General features: G+C 67.3%; 18 protein-coding genes and 1 tRNA gene. 7 read left to right on the top strand and 12 right to left on the bottom strand.

The annotated features are described in order from the left end of the window. The first annotated feature begins 91 nt into the window (after positions 1 to 91). Positions 92 to 2209 (top strand): alpha/beta hydrolase family protein, encoded by a 2118-nt coding sequence (locus tag B3Z70_RS12350; RefSeq protein ID WP_292023088.1) that lies wholly within the window; start codon positions 92 to 94, stop codon positions 2207 to 2209. 81 nt (positions 2210 to 2290) lie between these two features. Here the strand turns inward: B3Z70_RS12350 and B3Z70_RS12345 are convergent, their stop codons facing one another. Then, positions 2291 to 2608 carry a hypothetical protein gene (locus B3Z70_RS12345; protein WP_292023086.1) on the bottom strand — a complete coding sequence of 106 codons (318 nt, stop codon included), beginning with the start codon at positions 2606 to 2608 and terminating at the stop codon, positions 2291 to 2293. Between the two features lie 180 nt (positions 2609 to 2788). Between B3Z70_RS12345 and B3Z70_RS12340 the strand changes: the two genes are divergently transcribed. Together B3Z70_RS12340 and B3Z70_RS12335 are read left to right on the top strand one after the other, a co-directional pair. Next, on the top strand, positions 2789 to 4834 hold the full coding sequence (locus tag B3Z70_RS12340) for an AsmA family protein (RefSeq protein ID WP_292023084.1): 2046 nt from the start codon (positions 2789 to 2791) through the stop codon (positions 4832 to 4834). Between the two features lie 133 nt (positions 4835 to 4967). Beyond that, positions 4968 to 5750, top strand: a complete 783-nt coding sequence (locus B3Z70_RS12335) for an alpha/beta hydrolase (RefSeq protein WP_292045680.1) — start codon at positions 4968 to 4970, stop codon at positions 5748 to 5750. A 12-nt stretch (positions 5751 to 5762) separates the two neighbouring features. On the opposite strand, the gene B3Z70_RS12330 is transcribed toward B3Z70_RS12335, so the two are convergent. From B3Z70_RS12330 to B3Z70_RS12305, 6 genes are all read right to left on the bottom strand, one after another. Then, positions 5763 to 5847: transfer RNA gene (locus B3Z70_RS12330), tRNA-Leu, on the bottom strand. A gap of 55 nt (positions 5848 to 5902) precedes the next feature. Next, entirely contained in the window at positions 5903 to 6655 is a 753-nt protein-coding gene (locus tag B3Z70_RS12325; protein ID WP_292023079.1) for a hypothetical protein, read from the bottom strand. Further along, positions 6652 to 7188, bottom strand: coding sequence for a CcdC protein domain-containing protein (locus tag B3Z70_RS12320; RefSeq protein ID WP_292023078.1), 537 nt, complete (start codon positions 7186 to 7188; stop codon positions 6652 to 6654). The genes B3Z70_RS12325 and B3Z70_RS12320 overlap by 4 nt, the downstream gene beginning before the upstream one ends. A gap of 66 nt (positions 7189 to 7254) precedes the next feature. Next, a complete protein-coding gene (locus B3Z70_RS12315) occupies positions 7255 to 8274 on the bottom strand; it encodes a fumarylacetoacetate hydrolase family protein (protein ID WP_292023076.1) in 1020 nt (339 codons plus the stop codon). Between the two features lie 45 nt (positions 8275 to 8319). Next, entirely contained in the window at positions 8320 to 8586 is a 267-nt protein-coding gene (locus tag B3Z70_RS12310) for a hypothetical protein (protein ID WP_292023074.1), read from the bottom strand. A gap of 229 nt (positions 8587 to 8815) precedes the next feature. Further along, complete coding sequence (locus B3Z70_RS12305; RefSeq protein WP_292023072.1) at positions 8816 to 9871, bottom strand: isoaspartyl peptidase/L-asparaginase family protein; 1056 nt, start codon at positions 9869 to 9871, stop codon at positions 8816 to 8818. Between the two features lie 275 nt (positions 9872 to 10146). Between B3Z70_RS12305 and B3Z70_RS12300 the strand changes: the two genes are divergently transcribed. Beyond that, entirely contained in the window at positions 10147 to 10437 is a 291-nt protein-coding gene (locus B3Z70_RS12300) for a hypothetical protein (RefSeq protein WP_292023071.1), read from the top strand. 73 nt (positions 10438 to 10510) lie between these two features. Here B3Z70_RS12300 and B3Z70_RS12295 read toward each other — a convergent pair whose 3' ends face one another. The 3 genes from B3Z70_RS12295 to B3Z70_RS12285 form a co-directional block, all read right to left on the bottom strand. After that, the gene (locus tag B3Z70_RS12295; RefSeq protein ID WP_292023069.1) at positions 10511 to 10696 is read right to left on the bottom strand and encodes a hypothetical protein; all 186 of its coding nucleotides are present in this window, start codon (positions 10694 to 10696) and stop codon (positions 10511 to 10513) included. Beyond that, a complete protein-coding gene (hppD, locus tag B3Z70_RS12290) occupies positions 10697 to 11797 on the bottom strand; it encodes a 4-hydroxyphenylpyruvate dioxygenase (RefSeq protein WP_292023067.1) in 1101 nt (366 codons plus the stop codon). Positions 11798 to 11940: 143 nt separating this feature from the next. Beyond that, positions 11941 to 13563 carry a hypothetical protein gene (locus B3Z70_RS12285; RefSeq protein ID WP_292045678.1) on the bottom strand — a complete coding sequence of 541 codons (1623 nt, stop codon included), beginning with the start codon at positions 13561 to 13563 and terminating at the stop codon, positions 11941 to 11943. Positions 13564 to 13756: 193 nt separating this feature from the next. Here B3Z70_RS12285 and B3Z70_RS12280 point away from each other — a divergent pair, with 193 nt between their 5' ends. From B3Z70_RS12280 to B3Z70_RS12270, 3 genes are read left to right on the top strand one after another with little or no spacing between them, the layout of a single operon-like run. Next, positions 13757 to 14332, top strand: coding sequence for a YqaA family protein (locus tag B3Z70_RS12280; RefSeq protein WP_292023061.1), 576 nt, complete (start codon positions 13757 to 13759; stop codon positions 14330 to 14332). A 39-nt stretch (positions 14333 to 14371) separates the two neighbouring features. After that, on the top strand, positions 14372 to 14917 hold the full coding sequence (locus B3Z70_RS12275) for a disulfide bond formation protein B (protein WP_292045677.1): 546 nt from the start codon (positions 14372 to 14374) through the stop codon (positions 14915 to 14917). A 7-nt stretch (positions 14918 to 14924) separates the two neighbouring features. Then, positions 14925 to 15488: a demethoxyubiquinone hydroxylase family protein gene (locus tag B3Z70_RS12270; protein ID WP_292023058.1), complete on the top strand. Its 564-nt coding sequence runs from the start codon at positions 14925 to 14927 to the stop codon at positions 15486 to 15488. Positions 15489 to 15679: 191 nt separating this feature from the next. On the opposite strand, the gene B3Z70_RS12265 is transcribed toward B3Z70_RS12270, so the two are convergent. Beyond that, positions 15680 to 16882, bottom strand: a complete 1203-nt coding sequence (locus B3Z70_RS12265) for an acetyl-CoA C-acyltransferase (protein ID WP_292045675.1) — start codon at positions 16880 to 16882, stop codon at positions 15680 to 15682. Between the two features lie 149 nt (positions 16883 to 17031). Continuing rightward, positions 17032 to 17940, bottom strand: coding sequence for an SDR family NAD(P)-dependent oxidoreductase (locus B3Z70_RS12260; protein WP_292023053.1), 909 nt, complete (start codon positions 17938 to 17940; stop codon positions 17032 to 17034). Positions 17941 to 18165: the final 225 nt, after the last annotated feature.

Raw genomic sequence — 18165 nt, 5'->3', positions numbered from 1 at the left:
GCCGGCGTCGTTCGTGTCCGCTCGCGACAACTTCCGCCCGGCGAACGGCGGTGCTACGCCATGCCGCAGCGAGATTTCCGAGGAAGAGCCCATGCGCCACCGTTCCCTTCTGTCCGCCGCCTGCGCGGCCGTCGCCCTGATCAGCGCCGTTCCGGGCCTGGCCCTGGCCCAGGTTCCGCCCGCGCCGCAGCCGGCGGTTCCGGCGACGTCGGACGCCTTCACCTATCAGGACATGATCTCGGCCAACCGGCTGGGCGATCCGCAGGTGTCGCCGGACGGCCGCTATGTCGTCTATTCGGTCACGACGACGGATGTGGAGGCCAACCGCCGCGCGGGCAGCCTGTGGATGCTGGACCTGAACACGCCGGACGCCGCGCCGCGCCGCCTGGCCATCTCGGACCTGGGCGCGAACACCGCGCGCTGGGGCGGGGACGGCAATCTGTACTTCCTGTCGGGCAAGTCGGGGACCAGCCAGGTCTGGCGCGTGGCTTCGCCCACGGCGGCGCCGGTTCAGGTGACGAACCTGCCGCTGGACGTGAACGCCTATCGCGTCAGCCCGACGGGCGACAAGGTGGCGGCCTCGCTGGCCGTCTATCCGAACGCCGCCGACCTGAACGCCTCGGTCGAGATGGGCAAGGCCATGGCCGAGCGGAAGACGACCGGCCAGGTCTATGACCGGATGTTCGTGCGCCACTGGGATACGTGGAACGATCACACCCAGAACCATCTGTTCGTCCAGTCCATCGGCCGCGACGGCAAGGCGACGGGAACGCCGGCCTGGATCACCAAGGGCTTCGACGGCGACACGCCCTCCAAACCGTTCGGCGACGAGAGCGATTTCGTCTTCACGCCGGCGGGCGACGCCGTGGTCTTCTCGGCGCGCCTGGCGGGCCAGACCGAGCCGTGGAGCACCAACTTCGACCTTTGGAAGACCAACGGCCTGACTGGCGACGGAACCTTCACCAACCTGACGGCGGACAACAAGGCCTGGGACGCCGGCCCGGTGTTCTCGCCCGACGGACGCACCCTGGCCTATCGCGCCATGGCGCGGCCGGGCTTCGAGGCGGACCGCTATCAGATCGTGCTGATGGACGTGGCCACGGGCCAGAAGCGCGAGATCGCCTCGAACTGGGATCGGTCGGCCGATACGCTGCAATGGTCGCGCGACGGCCACACCCTATACACGACCGCCGGCGACGTCGGTTCGACCAAGCTGTTCGCGGTGGATACGCGCAACGGCGTGGTGACGCCGATCACAGGCAGCGGCCACGTCTCGGCTTTCCAGCAGACGCCTTCTGGCTTCATCTTCGCCCAGGACAGCCTGCGCGAGCCGGGCGACCTGTATTTCAAGACCTATCTGGGCCGCGAGATGCCGCGTCGCCTGACGCAGTCGAACCCCGCCTTCGCCGCCAAACAGTTCGGCGAATACGAGCAGTTTAGCTTCGCCGGCTGGAACAACGAGACGGTCCACGGCTATGTCATCAAGCCGGTCGGCTACGTCGAGGGCCGCAAATATCCGGTCGCCTTCCTGATCCACGGCGGGCCGCAGGGGTCGTTCGGCGACGGCTGGTCCTATCGCTGGAACCCCGAGACCTATGCGGGCGCGGGCTATGCGGTGGTGATGATCGATTTCCACGGCTCGACCGGCTACGGCCAGGCCTTCACCGACGCGATCAGCCAGCACTGGGGCGACCGCCCGCTGGAGGATCTGAAGAAAGGCTGGGCGGCGGCCCAGCAGAAATACGGCTTCCTGGACGGCCAGAACGCCTGCGCGCTCGGCGCCTCCTACGGCGGCTATATGATCAACTGGATCGCCGGCAACTGGTCGGACGGGTTCAAATGCCTGGTCAACCACGACGGAGTCTTCGACACCTTCGCCATGGGCTATTCCAGCGAGGAGCTGTGGTTCACCGAGTGGGAATACGGCGGCGCGCCGTGGCGCAACCCGGAGGGGTACCAGAAGTTCAACCCGGCCAATCACGTCGACAACTGGAAGACGCCGATGCTGGTGGTTCAGGGCGACCGCGACTTCCGCATCCCGACCGCCCAGGGCCTGTCCACCTTCACCGCCCTGCAGGGCCGCAACATCGACAGCCGTCTGATCGTCTTCCCCAACGAGAACCACTGGGTGCTGAAGCCGGCCAACAGCCTGCAGTGGCACAACGAGGTCTTTGGCTGGCTGAACAAATATCTGACGCCGGCGCGCTGATCCGGTCCTCGGGTCGGGCAATAGAAAAGGGGCGCGGTCAGCCGACCGCGCCCCTCTTTTTTTGGTCTCGACGCGAACGGCTTAGAGCGAGGCGCGCTGGATCGCCGGGCCGGCCAGGCGGTTGTACTGATGGGCGGTCATGCAGCGCGGCGTGGCCCAGCGCTGGCCCGTCTGGCGCGCGGCCAGGGCTTCCTGAGCGGTGACGAACAACGGCGCCGCGCCATAGGTCTGCTGATAGGCGCGGCGCGCCTCGGCATCGCCGCCGCAGACCATGACGGATTGCAGGGTCTCGGCGCGCAGGGTCTGGCGCGACACCTCTCGCGGCGAATGAGCCAGGGCCGGGGCGGCCGAGGCCATCAGGGCGGCGGCGATCAGGGCGGGCGTAGCGAAACGGATCATCGGAAACCTCCTCCATTTCCCGAATTAAGATCAGGACTCGGACGAAATATGCGCCGATCTTTTCGATTGTAAAGAATATACGACAGATAAACGTCAAATCGACGACATCGAACGCCGAGGTTGACGTTGCGGCGCCAAACCGCCGGTGGCGCGTTTGCTTTCCGACATGGAGGCGTGCGTTTGTCCAAACCCCTGAATTGGCGAGATTTCGGATCGGATTTCCATCGTCGCGCGGTGGCCCCGAACGTGGCGCGGGCGCGCGTGTGGCGCGATTGGGTGCGCGAAAACGATCCTGTCTATGCGGCGGCCCGCCATCCGGGCGCGGCCGAAAAATGGGCGCTGGGGGTCGTTCTTTTCCTGACGCTGGCGGTGGTGCTGTTCCTGGCCCTGTTCGACTGGAACATGCTGCGCGGTCCGATCGGCCGTTGGGCCTCGGCCAAATACGACCGCCAGATCGCCCTGACCGGCGACCTGGACGTCAATCTGTTCAGCTGGACCCCTTCGGCGGTGGTGCGAGGCTTGAAGATCGGCGGCCCGGACTGGGCGCGCCAGCAGGACACGGCCGATGTGGACGAGATCCACGCCTCGGTGCGATTGCGCAAACTGCTGGCCGGTCAGATCGAAATGCCGTTGCTCAGCTTCACGCGGCCGCAGGTTGTGTTGATCGCCAGCCAGGACGGCCGCAAGAGTTGGGACCTGAACCCGAACAAGCCCGACACCGGCGAGGGGATGAAGCTGCCGGTCATCCAGCAACTGGTCATCACCGACGGTCAGCTGTCCTTCGACGAACAGCGGCGAAAGATGACTCTGCAGGCCGCCGTCAATGCGCGAGAGGCGGCCAACGGAAACGCCGGCTTCCTGCTGGAGGGGCGCGGCACGGTCAACGGATCGCCCCTGACGCTGAAGATCGAGGGCGGCCCCTTCATCAACATCCGTCGCAACCGCCCCTATCGGTTCGAGGCCAATGTCAGCGGGGCGGGATCGTCCCTGACGGCCAAGGGGGCGATCACCCGCCCGTTCGACCTGGGGCGGTTCGACGCCACCCTGACGATGCAGGGACGGGACCTGTCGGACCTGTATCTGCTGACCGGCGTGACCCTGCCGAACACCCCGCCCTATCGGCTGTCGGGGGCGCTGAACCGCAACGAGCGGGTATGGACCTTCAAGGATTTCGACGGCCGGGTCGGGGCGTCGGACCTTTCGGGCCAGGTGCGGGTGGACGCCGCCCAGCGCCTGAGGGTGGACGCCGACCTGCGGTCGCGTCGGCTGGACATCGACGATCTGGCCGCCGTTCTGGGCGCGCGGACCCGCACCAATGCGGCAGGCACCAATACCGAAGCCCCGGTCGTCGTGGGCGGCAAGCTGTTGCCCGACGCCAAGCTGCAGACCGAACGGCTGCGCACCATGGACGGCACGCTGGCCTATCGCGCCGTCGCGGTGAAGGCGAACCAGTTCGATGTGCGCGCGGTCAATCTGGGCGCCGATCTGAAGGACGGCATCCTGAAGCTGGACCCCATCAGCTTCAACTTCAATCGCGGCGAGCTGAACGGCACGGCCCGCATCAATGCGACCAAGGACACGCCCTACAATGCGGTGGACCTGCGACTGTCCGGCTACCCGCTGGAATCGATCATTCCCGCGCGCAACGGCTCGGTTCCCTTGAGCGGGCGTGCGCTGGGCCGGGCGCGGCTGGAGGGGCCGGGCGCCTCAATCCACGACTTCGCCGCCGCCTCCAAGGGGTCGATGAGCCTGGTGGTGCCCAACGGCCGGATGCGCGCGGCCTTCGCCGAACTGCTGGGAATCAACGCCAGCGCGGGCCTGCTGAAGCTGCTCAGCGGCGATCAGTCCGAGAGCCAGATCCGTTGCGCCGTCGCCGACTTCGGCGTCGCCAACGGCACGGCGACGGCCCGAACCTTCGTCATCGACACCGATGTCGTCCTGGCCCAGGGCAAGGGGTCGATCGACCTGGGGGCTGAGACGCTGAACCTGCGCATCGAGGGCGAATCCAAGAAGCCGCGCCTGCTGCGCCTGTGGGCGCCGATCACCGTCTCCGGCGCCTTGAGCGCGCCCAAGGTCGGGGTCGATGTCGGCAGCGTGGTGGGACAGGGCGGGCTGGCCGGTCTGCTTGGGGCGGTGGTGGCGCCGGTCACGGCCCTGTTCGCCTTCGTCGATCCGGGTCTGGCGGAGGACGCGGACTGCGGTCGCCTGATCGCCGGGGCGCGCTAGGGTGCGGCGTCGGATGACGACCGAATCGACGCTTCGGACGTATTGAGGCCTATGGAAGATCACGCATGACCCGCCGCGGCCTGTTCGCCCCGCCCTGGGGTTCGTCGCCGCGGCCTGTTCGCCGCTGAACCTGTTGAACACCCTGGGGCCGCGCGATCCCGGCGTGCGCCGCGTCGCGCGCCACATCGCCTATGGCGACGATCCCCGTCAGCGCATGGACCTCTACGCCCCCACGGCGCCGGGCCCCTATCCGACCCTGGTCTTCTTCTACGGCGGAGGCTGGGATTCCGGGTCGCGCGACCAGTATGGCTGGGCCGCCCAGGCCCTGGCGGCCAAGGGGTTCGTGGTGGCCCTGCCGGATTATCGGGTCGTGCCTCAGGTCGTCTTCCCGGCCTTCATCGAGGATGCGGCGGCCGCCACGGCCAAGGCGGCCCAGGTCGCGGGCGCCTATGGCGGCGAGCCTGAGCGTCTCGGCGTGCTGGGTCATTCCGCCGGGGCGCATCTGGCCCTGATGATCGCCCTGGATCGCCGCTATATGGCCGCCGTGGGCCAGCCCGACCTGATCAAGGCGGCGGCGGGTCTGGCCGGACCCTACGACTTTCTGCCGTTCGATGTGGCGGCGTCGAAGAACGCCTTTGGCCGCGCGCCGGACCCCACCCTGACCCAGCCCGTGACCTTCGTGCGGGCCGACGCGCCGCCGATCTGGCTGGGCCACGGCACGGCCGACACGGTGGTGCATGACGAGGACACGATCATCCTGGACGAACGGATGCGGGCGGTGGGCGGCCGCTCGCAAGCCAGACTCTATCCCGGCCTGGATCACGCCGACCTGATCGCGACATTCTCGCCCCTGTTCAGGAAGAAGGCGACGGTGCTGGCGGATGTGACGGACTTCTTCCATCGGCAGCTGGGCTGAACCGAGAAAGAGTGGTGCGGGCGGCCGGGGTCGAACCGGCACTCCTTTCGGAACTGGATTTTGAGTCCAGCGCGTCTACCAATTCCACCACGCCCGCAGCGGAAGGACCGCCTCATGCCACAGAGGGGCGAGGCGGGTCTAGTGCCAGTGATCTATCCCTGGACGTTGAACGTCATTCGTGTGGTGAATGTCGCGCCCGGCTCGAAGGGGCTGCCGTCGATCTGGCGAACCCGACCCGTGCGAACCGCCTGAAGCGCATAGCTTCCGAAACCGGAGCGGGGGGGCTGCTCATCCAGCAACACGCAGTTCTGCGGCCGTCCCCGAGCATCCACGGCGCATTGAATGAGGGCGTTGCCGCTTGTGACCGACGGCATGGGCGACGGGACGCCCATCTGCGGCGGTCGATCCCAGGTGATAACCGAGATGCTGGGGTCGTAGGTCGCGTCAGAAGCGCTTTCCAGCGGAATTCCACACTCCGTCATCACCGCTGCGAGCGGCGCCGGATCGGCAGGTAGGTCCAACTCATATCGGCGGGCCGGCGTGGAGTCGTCGCCAGGCACGCGAACGGTGAGGCGTGGCGTCTTCAATAGACGGCGGGCATATACCGCAGGCGCAGTCGAGAGGGCGGCGCTGCGTTCGCCATCCGAAGACACGGCCCAGTCGCCCGCGCGTAAAGTGTCGTCTGTGAGGTTCACCTCCAGCCTTCTATAGCTGGCGTCGGCCCGCGCGGGCGGCAGGCCGCCTAACGCCAGCGTGAAGCTGCGGCTCTGGCAGACGGCCGATAGCGTCAGACCGACGTCGTATTCGATATAGGCCACGCTCAGATTGGGCTGCTTGCCTGTCGTCCAAGCCAGGTCCGGTGCGGCGGCGTCTTGAGCGAGCGCCAGCAATAGGCCCGTGATCACGCCACGACCTCCACATGCTCGTCCAGGCGGCCGGCCTGGACGCGGCGGGCGCGGATGTACATTTCGACGCGCTGCATGACGATCAGGCCCATGGCGAAGACCAGGAAGGCGTCGGTGACGGCCAGGGCGTTCAGATGCCACTGGGCCGCGTGGCTTTCGATCAGGTCGCGCAGCAGGGACCGGCCGGCGAACAGCACGACCAGCAGGATCAGGCCCAGCGGCGAGGCCTGGGCCATCAGCACGCCGTTCGGTTCGCGCTCTATGGTGACGGTCTTGCCGCGATACCAGCCGACCACCCCGCCCAGCACTCCGCCGACGACCAGCACGGCCCAGGCGTCGGGGCCGAAGGGGGCGTGCGCCATGTGGGGGTTCTGGGCCGAGCCCCAGATGCCCAACCCGATCAGCGGCACGACGATGGTCGGCATGATCCACAGCAGCTGGGGCTTCAGCACCCGCTTGCGCCGGTTCTTCAGCAGGACGAGCACCAGCATGATCGGAATGATCGCCAGCGGGATCAGTTTTTCAGGCGCCACGTCGTGTCTCTCCCCAAAGACCTTTTGCGACCTCCCCCCGAGGCCGACGCGATCACCCTAGCGCCGTCATCCGACGCTGGAAAGCGGGGCCACCGTCTGTTCGATGGCGCCGAACAGGGTGTGGTGGCGGTCGTCCAGCATCTCGATCCGCACCGTGTCGCCGTGCTTGAGGAAGGGGGTTTCGGCCGCGCCGCGCAGGATGGTCTCGACCGTGCGGACCTCGGCGATGCAGCTATAACCCAGGCCGCCCTCCGACACCGGCTTGCCGGGGCCGCCGTCGGCGTCCTTGTTGGATACGGTGCCCGACCCGATGATGGTCCCGGCGCCCAGCGACCGGGTCTTGGCCAGGTGGGCGATCAGGGTTCCGAAGTCGAAGGTCATGTCCACCCCGGCGTCGGCGCGGCCGAAGTCCTGGCCGTTCAGCTGGACCGACAGGGTTCCGTGCAGCTTGCCGTCCTTCCATCGGTCGCCCAGGGCGTCGGGCGTGACCAGGACGGGCGACAGGGCGCTGGCGGGCTTGGACTGGACGAAGCCGAAGCCCTTGGCCAGCTCGGCCGGGATCAGGTTCCTGAGCGAGACGTCGTTGACCAGGCCGACTAGGCGGATGGCGGCCAGAGCCTCGTCTCGCGTCGCGCCTTGCGGCACATCGCCGGTCACGACCACGATCTCGGCTTCCAGGTCGCAGCCCCAGCTTTCGTCCGCCAACGGAATGACGTCGCGAGGGCTGAGGAAGCCGTCCGAGCCGCCCTGATACATCAGGGGATCGGTCCAGAAGCTGTCGGGCATCTCCGCGCCGCGCGCCTTACGCACCAGCTCCACATGGTTCACATAGGCCGAGCCGTCGGCCCACTGATAGGCGCGGGGCAGGGGAGAGGCGGCGTCGCGCTCGTGGAAGCGGCCGCGCGGCACGCCCTCGTGCTCCAGGCTCTCGGCCAGGGCCTGAAGGCGGGGGCCGCAGTTCTCCCAATCGTCCAGCGCCGCCTGCAGGGTGGGGGCGATCAGGAAGGCGTCGGTGAACCAGTTCAGGTCCTGGGAGACGACCACGAGGCGGCCGTCGCGGCCGTGCTTGAGCGAGGCGAGTTTCATGACGTCAGGCCTAGACCGGATTTGCGGGATTGGGAACCGGGCGGATCAATCGGCGGCGGTCAGCAGGGCGCGGGCCTCGGCGCCGGTTCGCGCGGCGCGGTCGCGCACCTCGACCTCGACGATGACGCCGCCCTCGGGCTCGACGGCCCAAAGGTAGCGGCGCTCGATCTCGACCGTGCGGCCGGACGGGGCGAAGCCTTCGTAGCTGTCGCCCCAGGGGGTGATCTTCCTGACCTCGACGAAGGGCATGGCGCAGGCGGCGTCCAGCTCCTCGTTGGCCATCTGGGTCAGTTCGTCGTCGGATGCGGGCATGGAATTCAGTCTGGAAAAAAGAGAGTCTAATTCGTCTGCAATGCACTTTCGTCATCCTCCGACAAGCCGCGCCAGCGGCGCAGATCGGGGGACCCAGCGGCGCGCGCGAGCGCGAACCTGTCGCGGCTATGACTGTCCGACATCGCGATGCGGATGGATTTCGCCTTCGGCGCCGCTGGGTCCCCCGGTTCCGCTGCGCGGCCCGGAGGATGACGAAAAAGGAAAAGGCTCAAGGTTCGTCGGCATAGATGGCGACGCGGGGCGGCGTGTCGGAGGCGGCGGCGGCGCGATACATGCCGGAGGTGGACATGGCGAAGACGGGGGCGCCGGTCGTGGTCATGACGATGACGCCGCCTAAGCCGCCCAGCGTTCTGGCCTCGTCGATCTCGGCCTGCGCGGCCGCGTCGGGCGCGGTCGCCGAGCCGATCCGGGCGCAGATGTCGCGGGCGACGGTGGCGCGGATGAAATATTCGCCGTCGCCGGTGGCCGACACGGCGCAGCCGTCGGCGTTGGAGGCATAGGTGCCTGCGCCGATCACCGGCACGTCCCCGACCCGGCCCCAGCGTTTGGCGGTCGTGCCGCCGGTCGAGGTGCCCGCCGCCAGACGGCCTTGCGCGTCCAGGGCCACGGCTCCGACCGTGCCGAACTTCTTCTCGTTCAGCGGCGGGGCGGGCAGGGCGGCCTGAGCGCCGGGAATTGCAGCGCCGACGGGACGGGGCGGCACAGGCTGGCCGGCCTCGGTCAGGGCCTTGACCAGACCCTGCCAGCGCCGCTCGGTGAAGAAATAGGACGGATCGACCTGCTCCAGCCCGGCCTGGGCGGCGAAGGCGTCGGCGCCGGGGCCGATCAGCATGACGTGGGGCGACCGCTCCATCACGGCGCGGGCGGCGGCGACGGGGTGACGGGTGGTGGTCAGGCCGGCGACGGACCCGGCGGTCAGGTCCGATCCGTTCATGACGGCGGCGTCCAACTCGTTACGGCCGGCCGCGGTGAAGACCGCCCCGCGCCCGGCGTTGAACAGGGGATCGTCCTCCATGACCTGAACGGCGGCCTGGACCGCATCCAGCGCCGAGCCGCCGCTTTTCAGCACGGCCGACCCGGCGTCCAGCGCGCCTTGCAGCGCCGCGCGATAGGCCGCGTCCTGCTCGGGCGTCAGGCTGGACCGCTCGATCACGCCCGCCCCGCCGTGGATCGCCAGGGACCAGCGCGGCGCGGCGTCCTGGGCCTGGGCCGTGGAAAAACACAGTGCAAAGAGTGCAATCAGTCCCGAACAGGCGATACGCATCGTGAAACCCCTCCGCGCATTAAAACAGAGTGCAATCAGTGCACTTTTCCAAGGGACGCCGGTTCGTCGCATTGTAACGCCGTGTTCGAGCGTGTCAGGTCGATTGGCCTAAGAAAATCGGAAATGTTGTTTAATCAACATGTTGGCCTCGGGCGATAGGATGGCGGGTCAGAGTCAGAGGGTGCCGCCCATGAGGGGAAGACCGCTTTGAGGCGAATAGGCTGGGTAGCAAATCGACCATTGCGGACTTTCGTGCGTGCTCGCATTCTCGAAGTATGCGGATCGCCGATATCCTAACTATTGTTGCCGTGACGATTTGGGGAGCAATCCTGCTTTTCGGCCGAATGTTGCTGGTTGGCGTCGCGGCCCAACAGTCTCCCGGCTATCCGAGGCTTGGTCAGATCGACTGGCTAATCGTCGGCCCGTTCGGTGTTATCACCTTGCTCCTCATCTTCGGGTGGATGGGAAGCGCCTATAGGCGGATCAAGCGTGTCCAATGGGCGGTAGCTGTCATCACACTTCTCGCAGTGCTGCCTTATTTCTTTTTCTACGGAGGCGGGGTCTGATTAAAGCGCCCGCTGACCATCCACAACAGACCCTCGATCCAGTCACTCTCTGACCAGCGCCAATCTCCGCCCCTCACCCCCGGTGGTGCAGCCGCTTCCACACCTGATAGCCCAAGATGGGCGCGAATCCGCAGGCCAGGGCGGTGAACAGCACCACCCAGAACCCGCCCCCCAGCCAGTATTCGCCCGCCAGGGCCCCGGCGCCGGCCGCAAGGACCGGGCCGAGCCAGGGCAGCCATGTCGGCGGCCGCATCTTCATTCAGGCGTCGACCTTGATGACGCCGCGACGGATCTGGTCCAGTTCGATGGAATCGAACAGGGCCTGGAAGTTGCCGTTGCCGAAGCCTTCGTTGCCCTTGCGCTGGATGATCTCGAAGAAGATCGGGCCGAAGGCGTCCTGGGTGAAGATCTGCAGCAGCAGGCCTTCCTCGTCCGAACCGTCGATCAGGATGCGGTTCTTGCGCATCCGCTCCACGTCCTCGCCGTGGCCCGGCAGGCGTTTGTCGATCAGTTCGAAATAGGTCTCGATGGTGTCCTGGAAATCGACGCCGCGCTCGCGCATGGCCTCGACCGTCTCGAAGATGTTCTCGGTGGTCAGGGCGATGTGCTGGATGCCCTCGCCGTTGTAGCGACGGATAAACTCCTCGATCTGGGAGTTCTCGTCCTGGCTTTCGTTCAGCGGGATGCGGATGGCGCGGTCTGGCGCGATCATGGCCTGGGAGAACAGGCCGGTCGCCTTGCCCTTGATGTCGAAATACTTCTGCTCCTCGAAGTTGAACACCGAGCCGTAGAAGCCCGACCAGGTGCGCATCTGGCCGCGACGGACATTGTGGGTCAGGTGGTCCAGCACCTCCAGGCCGACGTTGTTCTTGCGCTCGGCCTCTTCCCAGCCCTCGATCTCGTCCCAGGCGTCGTACAGGGAGCCGGCGTCGCCATACTGGTCGATGACATAGAGCAGGCTGCCGCCGATGCCCTCCAGAATGTAGGGATAGTCGTCGCCCAGCGCCCCGCCGTTCACGCCCTCGGCCGGCTTGGCGCCGCGCTGGACCGCGCCCTCGTAGGCGGCCTTGGCGTCGGTGGTGCGGAAGGCCATGCCGTTGGCCGAGGGGCCGTGGTCGCGGGCGAAGTCGGCGGCGTGAGCGGCCGGCGAACGGTGCACCAGGAAGCTGATGTCGCCCTGTTTCAGCCTAACGACGTCGGTCTTGGGGTTCACATGGGTCTGGGTGAAGCCCATCGTCTCCAGGCGCGCGATCATCGCCTTGGGCTCTGGCCCGGTGAATTCGACGAATTCGAAACCGTCGACGCCGAGGGGGTTCTCCAGATCCAGCTTCTCGACTTCGGCCTTGGTCATGTCGTTCATGGCGCGTCTCCCGCACAGATTTTGAGGCGGTCTTACCCGAAAGGGGCCGCCGATTGGCGCGGAACCTAGTCGTGCAAGGCGACGGAGCCAAGACGAAGCCACGGGGACGTGATGACCGGGCGTGGCGCCAGCGACGGTTTGCGTCAGGCGCTGCGCGTCTTCAAAGACGGGGCCGCCGTAACGACCCAGGCTTTGGGCGTGGCCAGGGGGGCCTTGCAGACGGCCTCGACCGATCGGCCGTCCTGGAACCGATAGCGCACCGGCAATTCGGCTGCGCAGCGGGCCTGGATGGCGAAGAACATGCCCTGGGCGTCGGCGTAGGGGTCGTGATCCTCTATGGCGGCGATAATCGGCGACCCGGCCAGGACGCCGCATTTCTCGGTGGTGTCGAGCTTGATGCCTTCTGGAACCTGATAGAAGCCTGTCGAGCCGCCGGTGCAATTCTGGTCGTTCATGTGGAACAGGGCCGCGCGACGATAGTCGCCTCGACTAGGTTCGTCCTTCAGGGCGACGCCCAGGGCCGTCAGCCGCGCCTCGATTCCCGTCCATCGGTCCGCACCGGGACCGTCCAGCAGAATGTTCACGCCGCTGTCGGCGGGCAGCAGGGCGCGGAAATCCGCCACGCCATAGCCGTCGCCGGCGCGCCCGGCGTCCAGCATCGTCTTCCACACATCAAGGATGTCACGCCGGCCTTGGGAAGCCTGGCGGGCCTCCAGATCGGCGATCCACTGGATCACAACGCCGCAGTCATAGATGCCCGAGCCGGATTGAAGCCGCCGGGGATTGTAGTCGCGATCCTTGAGCGCCGAACGGCAACCGTTCAGTCGCTCGGCCAGCGACGATCTGGCCTGGGCGTCGTCGATGACGCCCGATGAGGCGGCGGCGACCATGGCGCCGTATTCGGCCCCGCCCTCATGCAACCAAGGCGCCGTATCGCCGTCCTTCACCGTAAGGCCGTGGCCGTTCCACAGGTGGAAGGTCTCATGCCAGACGAAGGTGGACAGGGGGCCCGCCACATCCTCGGCCGGCGGATCCCAGGACGCGCCGAAGAAACGGGTGGAGATGACGCCCGTGTCGGTGACGTCGCCGCGAAAGGTCGAGGGGCCGGGGCTGTCGGTGGTGACGATCAGGACGGGCCGATAGGGCAAATCGCGGCCAAGCCGTGCGCCATAGAAGGTCTGCGCCGCCAGGAAGCCGTCGCTCATCAGCCTGGACAGCGATGCGGGGACAGAGGCGCCGGACACCACAGTCCCCCCGTCCCGGCGCGTGACCGCCGCCTCTGGGCCCAGATAGGCGTAGCCCTTGATCGCGTGGGTCTGGGGCAGGGTGGTTTCGCGCGCGGCTGGCTGCGCGGTCAGTTCGGCGTCTATGCCCTTCAGCGCCAGGCCGGGGCCGTAAAGGACATGGCCCGCGCCGACGCGCGTCAAGCCCATATAGACGCGGTCGACCTCGGCCGCGTCAGGCGCGATCAGGATTTCGAAGGTGTCGAAGGGCCGGTCGGACTTCACCGCCCCGTCCGTCAGGCTCAGGCCGGGCGTGGTCACCGTCCAAAAGGTGCGGATGATATTGGGGTCCAGGAAGGCGACCTCGGTGGTCGGCTGGGCCAGCCGCCAGGTTACGGCGACGCCGCCCGGCGCGGTGCGCGCCTGGATGGTCGCCGCCTGCTGAGCCTGGGCCGGGGCGACCAATGCTGGGGTCAGGCCCAGGCCCAGGCCCAGGCCCAGGGTCAGGCCGACGGCCAGCGCTTCGATCCGCTTCGTCTTCATCTAGTTCCGAACTCCTGGAGCGTAAGCGTCAGCATACTGGCGTTTTCGATTCAGGCGATTTCGCGGCGATGTTGGACTTGGAATCGCTTTCGGCTCCAGCGACGGTTTGCGTCAGGCGCGGACGGATGACGCAGCGGCGCGCGGCGTGTTATCGGCGTCGTCAAAGGGCGTCGGGTCGACGCCGAGGATTCCCATGCTTCGCAAACTGTATGACCGCGTGTTCGAACTGGCCCGCAGCCGGCACGCGACCAAGGCCCTGGCCGTCGTCTCCTTCGCCGAGAGTTCGTTCTTTCCGATTCCGCCCGACGTGATGCTGGCGCCGATGATCCTGGCGCGGCCGCAGAAGGCGTATTTCTATGCTGCTGTGTGCACCGTCGCCTCGGTGCTGGGCGGCATGCTGGGCTACGCCATCGGTTATTTCCTGACCGATCTGGGACTGGCCATCATGCGGGTGCTGGGCCATTCGGACGGGCTGGAGCAGTTCCGTCAGTGGTTCGACCAGTGGGGGCTGTGGGTCATTCTGATCAAGGGACTGACGCCCATTCCTTATAAGCTTGTGACCATCGCCTCGGGCCTGGCGGCGTTCAGTTTCCCGGTCTTCATCGCGGCGTCGGTGGCGACGCGGGGCGGGCGGTTCTTCCTGGAGGCGTGGATCCTGAAACGCTGGGGTCCGGCCATGCTGGCCCAGGTGGAGAAGCGGCTGGCGCTGTGGACCGGGGTGGGTCTGGTCGCCCTGGTCGGGCTGATCGTCGTGCTGAAGGTTCTGTAAGTCGACGGATGCGGGCGGGCGCGGTAAGAGCGAAGCACGATGACAGACGCCTATCGCCTTCTGACCCGTTGGTGGACCGCCTTCGCCCTGGCCGCGTCGCTGGCCATGCTGGGCGCCGCCCATGCGTTCGAGCGCTTTGGCGGCCTGGCGCCGTGCAATCTGTGCCTGAAGCAGCGCGAGGTCTATTGGGCCGCCGTCGCGGTGGGCGGGCTGGCCACGGCCTGGACCCTGTTCAGCGGCGGACGACGCGGTACGCCGCGCATCGCCGCCTTCCTGCTGGCCGCCATCTTCGCCACGGGGGCGATCACGGCCGTCTTCCACATGGGCGGCGAATACAAGTGGTGGGCCCTGCCGGCGACCTGTTCGCCCGGAGGCGGCGCCATAGACATGGACAGTCTGGCGGCGCTGGCGCTGGGCACGGGGCCGGTCGTCAAGGTGATCGGCTGCGGCGACGTGGCCTGGAGCTGGCTGGGTCTGTCGATGGCCGGGTGGAATGCGATCATCAGCGCCGCATTGGCCGTGTTCAGCCTGCTGGCCGCCAAACGGCCCAAGGACGCCCGCGCGCCTCGGATCGAAAAGGCCTGACGCAGACATGAGCGGCTCCATTCCTCTTCCCCGTCCCGGACAGGGCGCCGACAAGGCCCGGATGGACGAGATTCTGCGCGTCGATCATGCGGGGGAGTATGCGGCGGTCCTGATCTACCGGGCGCAGAAGGCCGTGTTCGAGGGGCGCAAGGCCCATGGCGACATGGTGCGCGACCTGTCGGAGATGCAGGATCAGGAGGCGGTGCATCTGGACCGTTTCAACCGGCTGCTGAACGAGCGCCGGGTGCGTCCCACGGTCATGACGCCCCTGTGGCGGATCGCGGCCTCGGCTTTGGGCGCCGGCACGGCGCTGATGGGGGAAAAGGCCGCCCACGCCTGCACCGAGGCGGTCGAGAGCGTGATCGAGAAACACTATGCCGACCAGATCGCCGAGATCGGCGACCGTGACCCGGCCCTGGCCGCCGAGCTGAAACAGTTCCGCGACGAGGAACTGGCCCATCACGACCACGCCGTCGAACACGGCAGCCGCGAGGCGCCGGCCTATCGGCTGCTGTCGGGCGTGATCAAGGCGGGATGCCGGGCGGCGATCAAGATCAGCGAGAAGGTCTGAGGCGTCTCCTCCCCACCTGTGGGAAGGGGACCACCCCCGGGTCTCGCCAAAGGCGAGCCCGAGGACAGGCTAAGCGGCGGAGGGGCTCTTGAGGTTCCGAAGACGTTTGCGATGCGGCGAAGAGCCCCTCCGTCTCTCCGCTTCGCTACGAGCCACCTCCCCATGAAATGGGGAGGAGACAGGTGGGTGTCTCAGAAGATCTCGAACAGTCCCGCCGCCCCCATCCCGCCGCCGATGCACATGGTGACGACGCCGTATTTGGCGCCGCGACGCTTGCCCTCGATCAGGACGTGGCCGGTCATGCGGGCGCCGGACATGCCGTAGGGGTGGCCGATGGAGATGGCGCCGCCCGAGACGTTCAGACGCTCGTCGGGAATGCCCAGCTGATCCTGGCAATACAGGACCTGGGCGGCGAAGGCCTCGTTCAGCTCCCAGATGCCGATGTCGTCCACGGTCAGGCCGTGGCGCTTCAGCAGCTTCGGCACCGCGTAAACGGGGCCGATGCCCATTTCGTCCGGCTCGCAGCCCGCGACGGCCATGCCGCGATAGGCGCCGAGCGGTTGAAGATTGCGCTTCACCGCCTCGCCGGCCTCCATCACCACGACGGCCGAGGCGCCGTCCGACAGCTGAGAGGCGTTGCCGGCCGTGACGAACTCGCCCGTCTGGATCTCCTCGCCGTCGCCGAAGACGGGCTTGAGCGCCTGAAGCCCTTCCAGGGTGGTGTCGGGGCGGTTGCCCTCGTCCTTGGACAGGGTGACGTCCTTGGACGAGGTCTGGCCGGTCGCCTTGTCCATGACCAGCATGGTCGTGATCATAGGCACGATCTCGGCGTCGAACCGGCCGGCGGCCTGGGCGGCGGCGGTGCGTTGCTGGGACTGAAGCGCGTAGGCGTCCTGACGCTCGCGCGACACGCCATAGCGGCGCGACACCACCTCGGCCGTCTCCAGCATGGACATATAGATGTGGGGCGACAGCTTCAGCAGCGCCTCGTCCTTCATCCGGTACAGGTTCATGTGCTGGTTCTGGACCAGGGAGATGCTTTCCAGGCCGCCGCCGACCGCCATCTTCTGCTGGTCGAAGACGACCTGTTTCGCCGCCGTGGCGATGCCCATCAGGCCGGACGCGCACTGGCGGTCCAGGCTCATGCCGGGAACGGAGGAGGGCAGGCCGGCGGCCAGGGCGATCTGGCGGGCCACATTGGTTCCGGTCGAACCCTGCTGCAGGGCCGCGCCCATGACGACGTCCTCGATCTCGGCCGGATCGACGCCGGCGCGCTGAACCGCGTGTCTGACCGCATGGGCGCCGAGGCTTTGCGCCTGGGTGTCGTTGAAGGCGCCGCGATAGGCGCGCCCGATGGGGGTGCGGGCGGTGGAGACGATGACGGCTTCGCGCATGGATGCTCTCTATGCTGGGCCTGTCGCGCGTTCGCGCTGATCAAGGCCATTTCTGTTTGGCCTATCGCGCGTTCGCGCTACTTGAGGCCGGTTTCCTCTGTGACGACGATAGGCGCCTCACGTCGCGTCAACGCAAGGCGCCTTCGTATTCAGCCGCCGTGCGCCTTCTGGGCCTTGGTCAGTTCGATCATGCCCTGGGCGGCGCCCATATCCGGGACGATCTCGCCGGCGCGGTCCGAAATGGCGTCGAAGCGGGCGGCGACCTGATCGGGCGCGTCGTCGCCGGCGATGAAGTCGCCTTGGGTCAAGGTGACATAGGCGCGCTCGAACCCGCCGGCGCCGGCAGCCAGGATGGCGCGGGTCGGGGCGTCTCGGCTGACCAGATACAGAAGGCCCGGCGTCACCAGGGCCGGGGCCAGCGCCTCCAGCGGCAGGGCCGCGCCCAGGTCCTCAGTCATGCGGGTGTGGGCGGTGGGCGCCAGGCAGTTGACGCGGATATCGTTCTTGGCGCCCTCGATGGACAGGGTCTGCATCAGCCCGACCAGCGCCATCTTGGCCGCGCCATAGTTCGACTGGCCGAAGTTGCCGTAAAGGCCCGAGGACGAGGTGGTCATCACGATGCGGCCATAGTTCTGACCCCGCATGATCTCCCACACCGCCTTGGTGCAGTTGACCGCCCCCATCAGGTGAACGTCGACGACGAAGCGGAAGTCCTCCAGCTCCATCTTGGCGAACGACTTGTCGCGCAGGACGCCGGCGTTGTTCACCAGAATGTCGATCCGGCCCCATCTGGCCATGACCTGATCGACCATGGCCTGGACGGCGGCGGCGTCGGTGACGGAGGCCGCATTGGCCATAGCTTCGCCGCCCGCGGCCTCGATCTCGGCGACCACGGCCTCGGCCGCCGTCGCCGATCCGCCCGAGCCGTCGCGCGCCCCGCCCAGGTCGTTGACTACCACCCTGGCTCCGCGCGCCGCCAGCGCCAGGGCGTGTTCGCGCCCCAGACCGCCGCCGGCCCCCGTCACGATCGCCACCTGTCCGTCGAACCGCATCGTCATAATCGCTTCCTTTCGCGGGCGTCCAATGTGTTGAAATGGCGCCACAGTGGACACAATCATAATCCGGGAGCGGAACCGGGCGCCAGCCACGCCGTTTGGATCGCGAATGCTGTGCTAGTGCGCAGCTTCGCGCATTCACACAGTGAGGAAGCTATGAAGCTCAAACTTCTCGCCTCCGTCGCCGCGGCCGGGCTGTTCGCAGCCGGCGCCGCATCGGCGGAACCC

Source organism: Brevundimonas sp. UBA6550 (assembly GCF_002434505.1).
Lineage (GTDB): Bacteria > Pseudomonadota > Alphaproteobacteria > Caulobacterales > Caulobacteraceae > Brevundimonas.
Note: the sequence above shows the minus strand (reverse complement) of the source record. Positions and strands in the feature narration are given on the sequence as shown.

Excerpts from the sequence above, each read along its gene's own strand:
- B3Z70_RS12350 (WP_292023088.1), top strand. The coding sequence starts at position 92 with ATGCGCCACCGTTCCCTTCTGTCCGCCGCCTGCGCGGCCGTCGCCCTG.
- B3Z70_RS12345 (WP_292023086.1), bottom strand. The coding sequence starts at position 2,608 with ATGATCCGTTTCGCTACGCCCGCCCTGATCGCCGCCGCCCTGATGGCC.
- B3Z70_RS12315 (WP_292023076.1), bottom strand. The coding sequence starts at position 8,274 with ATGAAACTCGCCTCGCTCAAGCACGGCCGCGACGGCCGCCTCGTGGTC.
- B3Z70_RS12310 (WP_292023074.1), bottom strand. The coding sequence starts at position 8,586 with ATGCCCGCATCCGACGACGAACTGACCCAGATGGCCAACGAGGAGCTG.
- B3Z70_RS12305 (WP_292023072.1), bottom strand. The coding sequence starts at position 9,871 with ATGCGTATCGCCTGTTCGGGACTGATTGCACTCTTTGCACTGTGTTTT.
- B3Z70_RS12300 (WP_292023071.1), top strand. The coding sequence starts at position 10,147 with ATGCGGATCGCCGATATCCTAACTATTGTTGCCGTGACGATTTGGGGA.
- B3Z70_RS12295 (WP_292023069.1), bottom strand. The coding sequence starts at position 10,696 with ATGAAGATGCGGCCGCCGACATGGCTGCCCTGGCTCGGCCCGGTCCTT.
- hppD (WP_292023067.1), bottom strand. The coding sequence starts at position 11,797 with ATGAACGACATGACCAAGGCCGAAGTCGAGAAGCTGGATCTGGAGAAC.
- B3Z70_RS12285 (WP_292045678.1), bottom strand. The coding sequence starts at position 13,563 with ATGAAGACGAAGCGGATCGAAGCGCTGGCCGTCGGCCTGACCCTGGGC.
- B3Z70_RS12280 (WP_292023061.1), top strand. The coding sequence starts at position 13,757 with ATGCTTCGCAAACTGTATGACCGCGTGTTCGAACTGGCCCGCAGCCGG.
- B3Z70_RS12275 (WP_292045677.1), top strand. The coding sequence starts at position 14,372 with ATGACAGACGCCTATCGCCTTCTGACCCGTTGGTGGACCGCCTTCGCC.
- B3Z70_RS12270 (WP_292023058.1), top strand. The coding sequence starts at position 14,925 with ATGAGCGGCTCCATTCCTCTTCCCCGTCCCGGACAGGGCGCCGACAAG.
- B3Z70_RS12265 (WP_292045675.1), bottom strand. The coding sequence starts at position 16,882 with ATGCGCGAAGCCGTCATCGTCTCCACCGCCCGCACCCCCATCGGGCGC.
- B3Z70_RS12260 (WP_292023053.1), bottom strand. The coding sequence starts at position 17,940 with ATGACGATGCGGTTCGACGGACAGGTGGCGATCGTGACGGGGGCCGGC.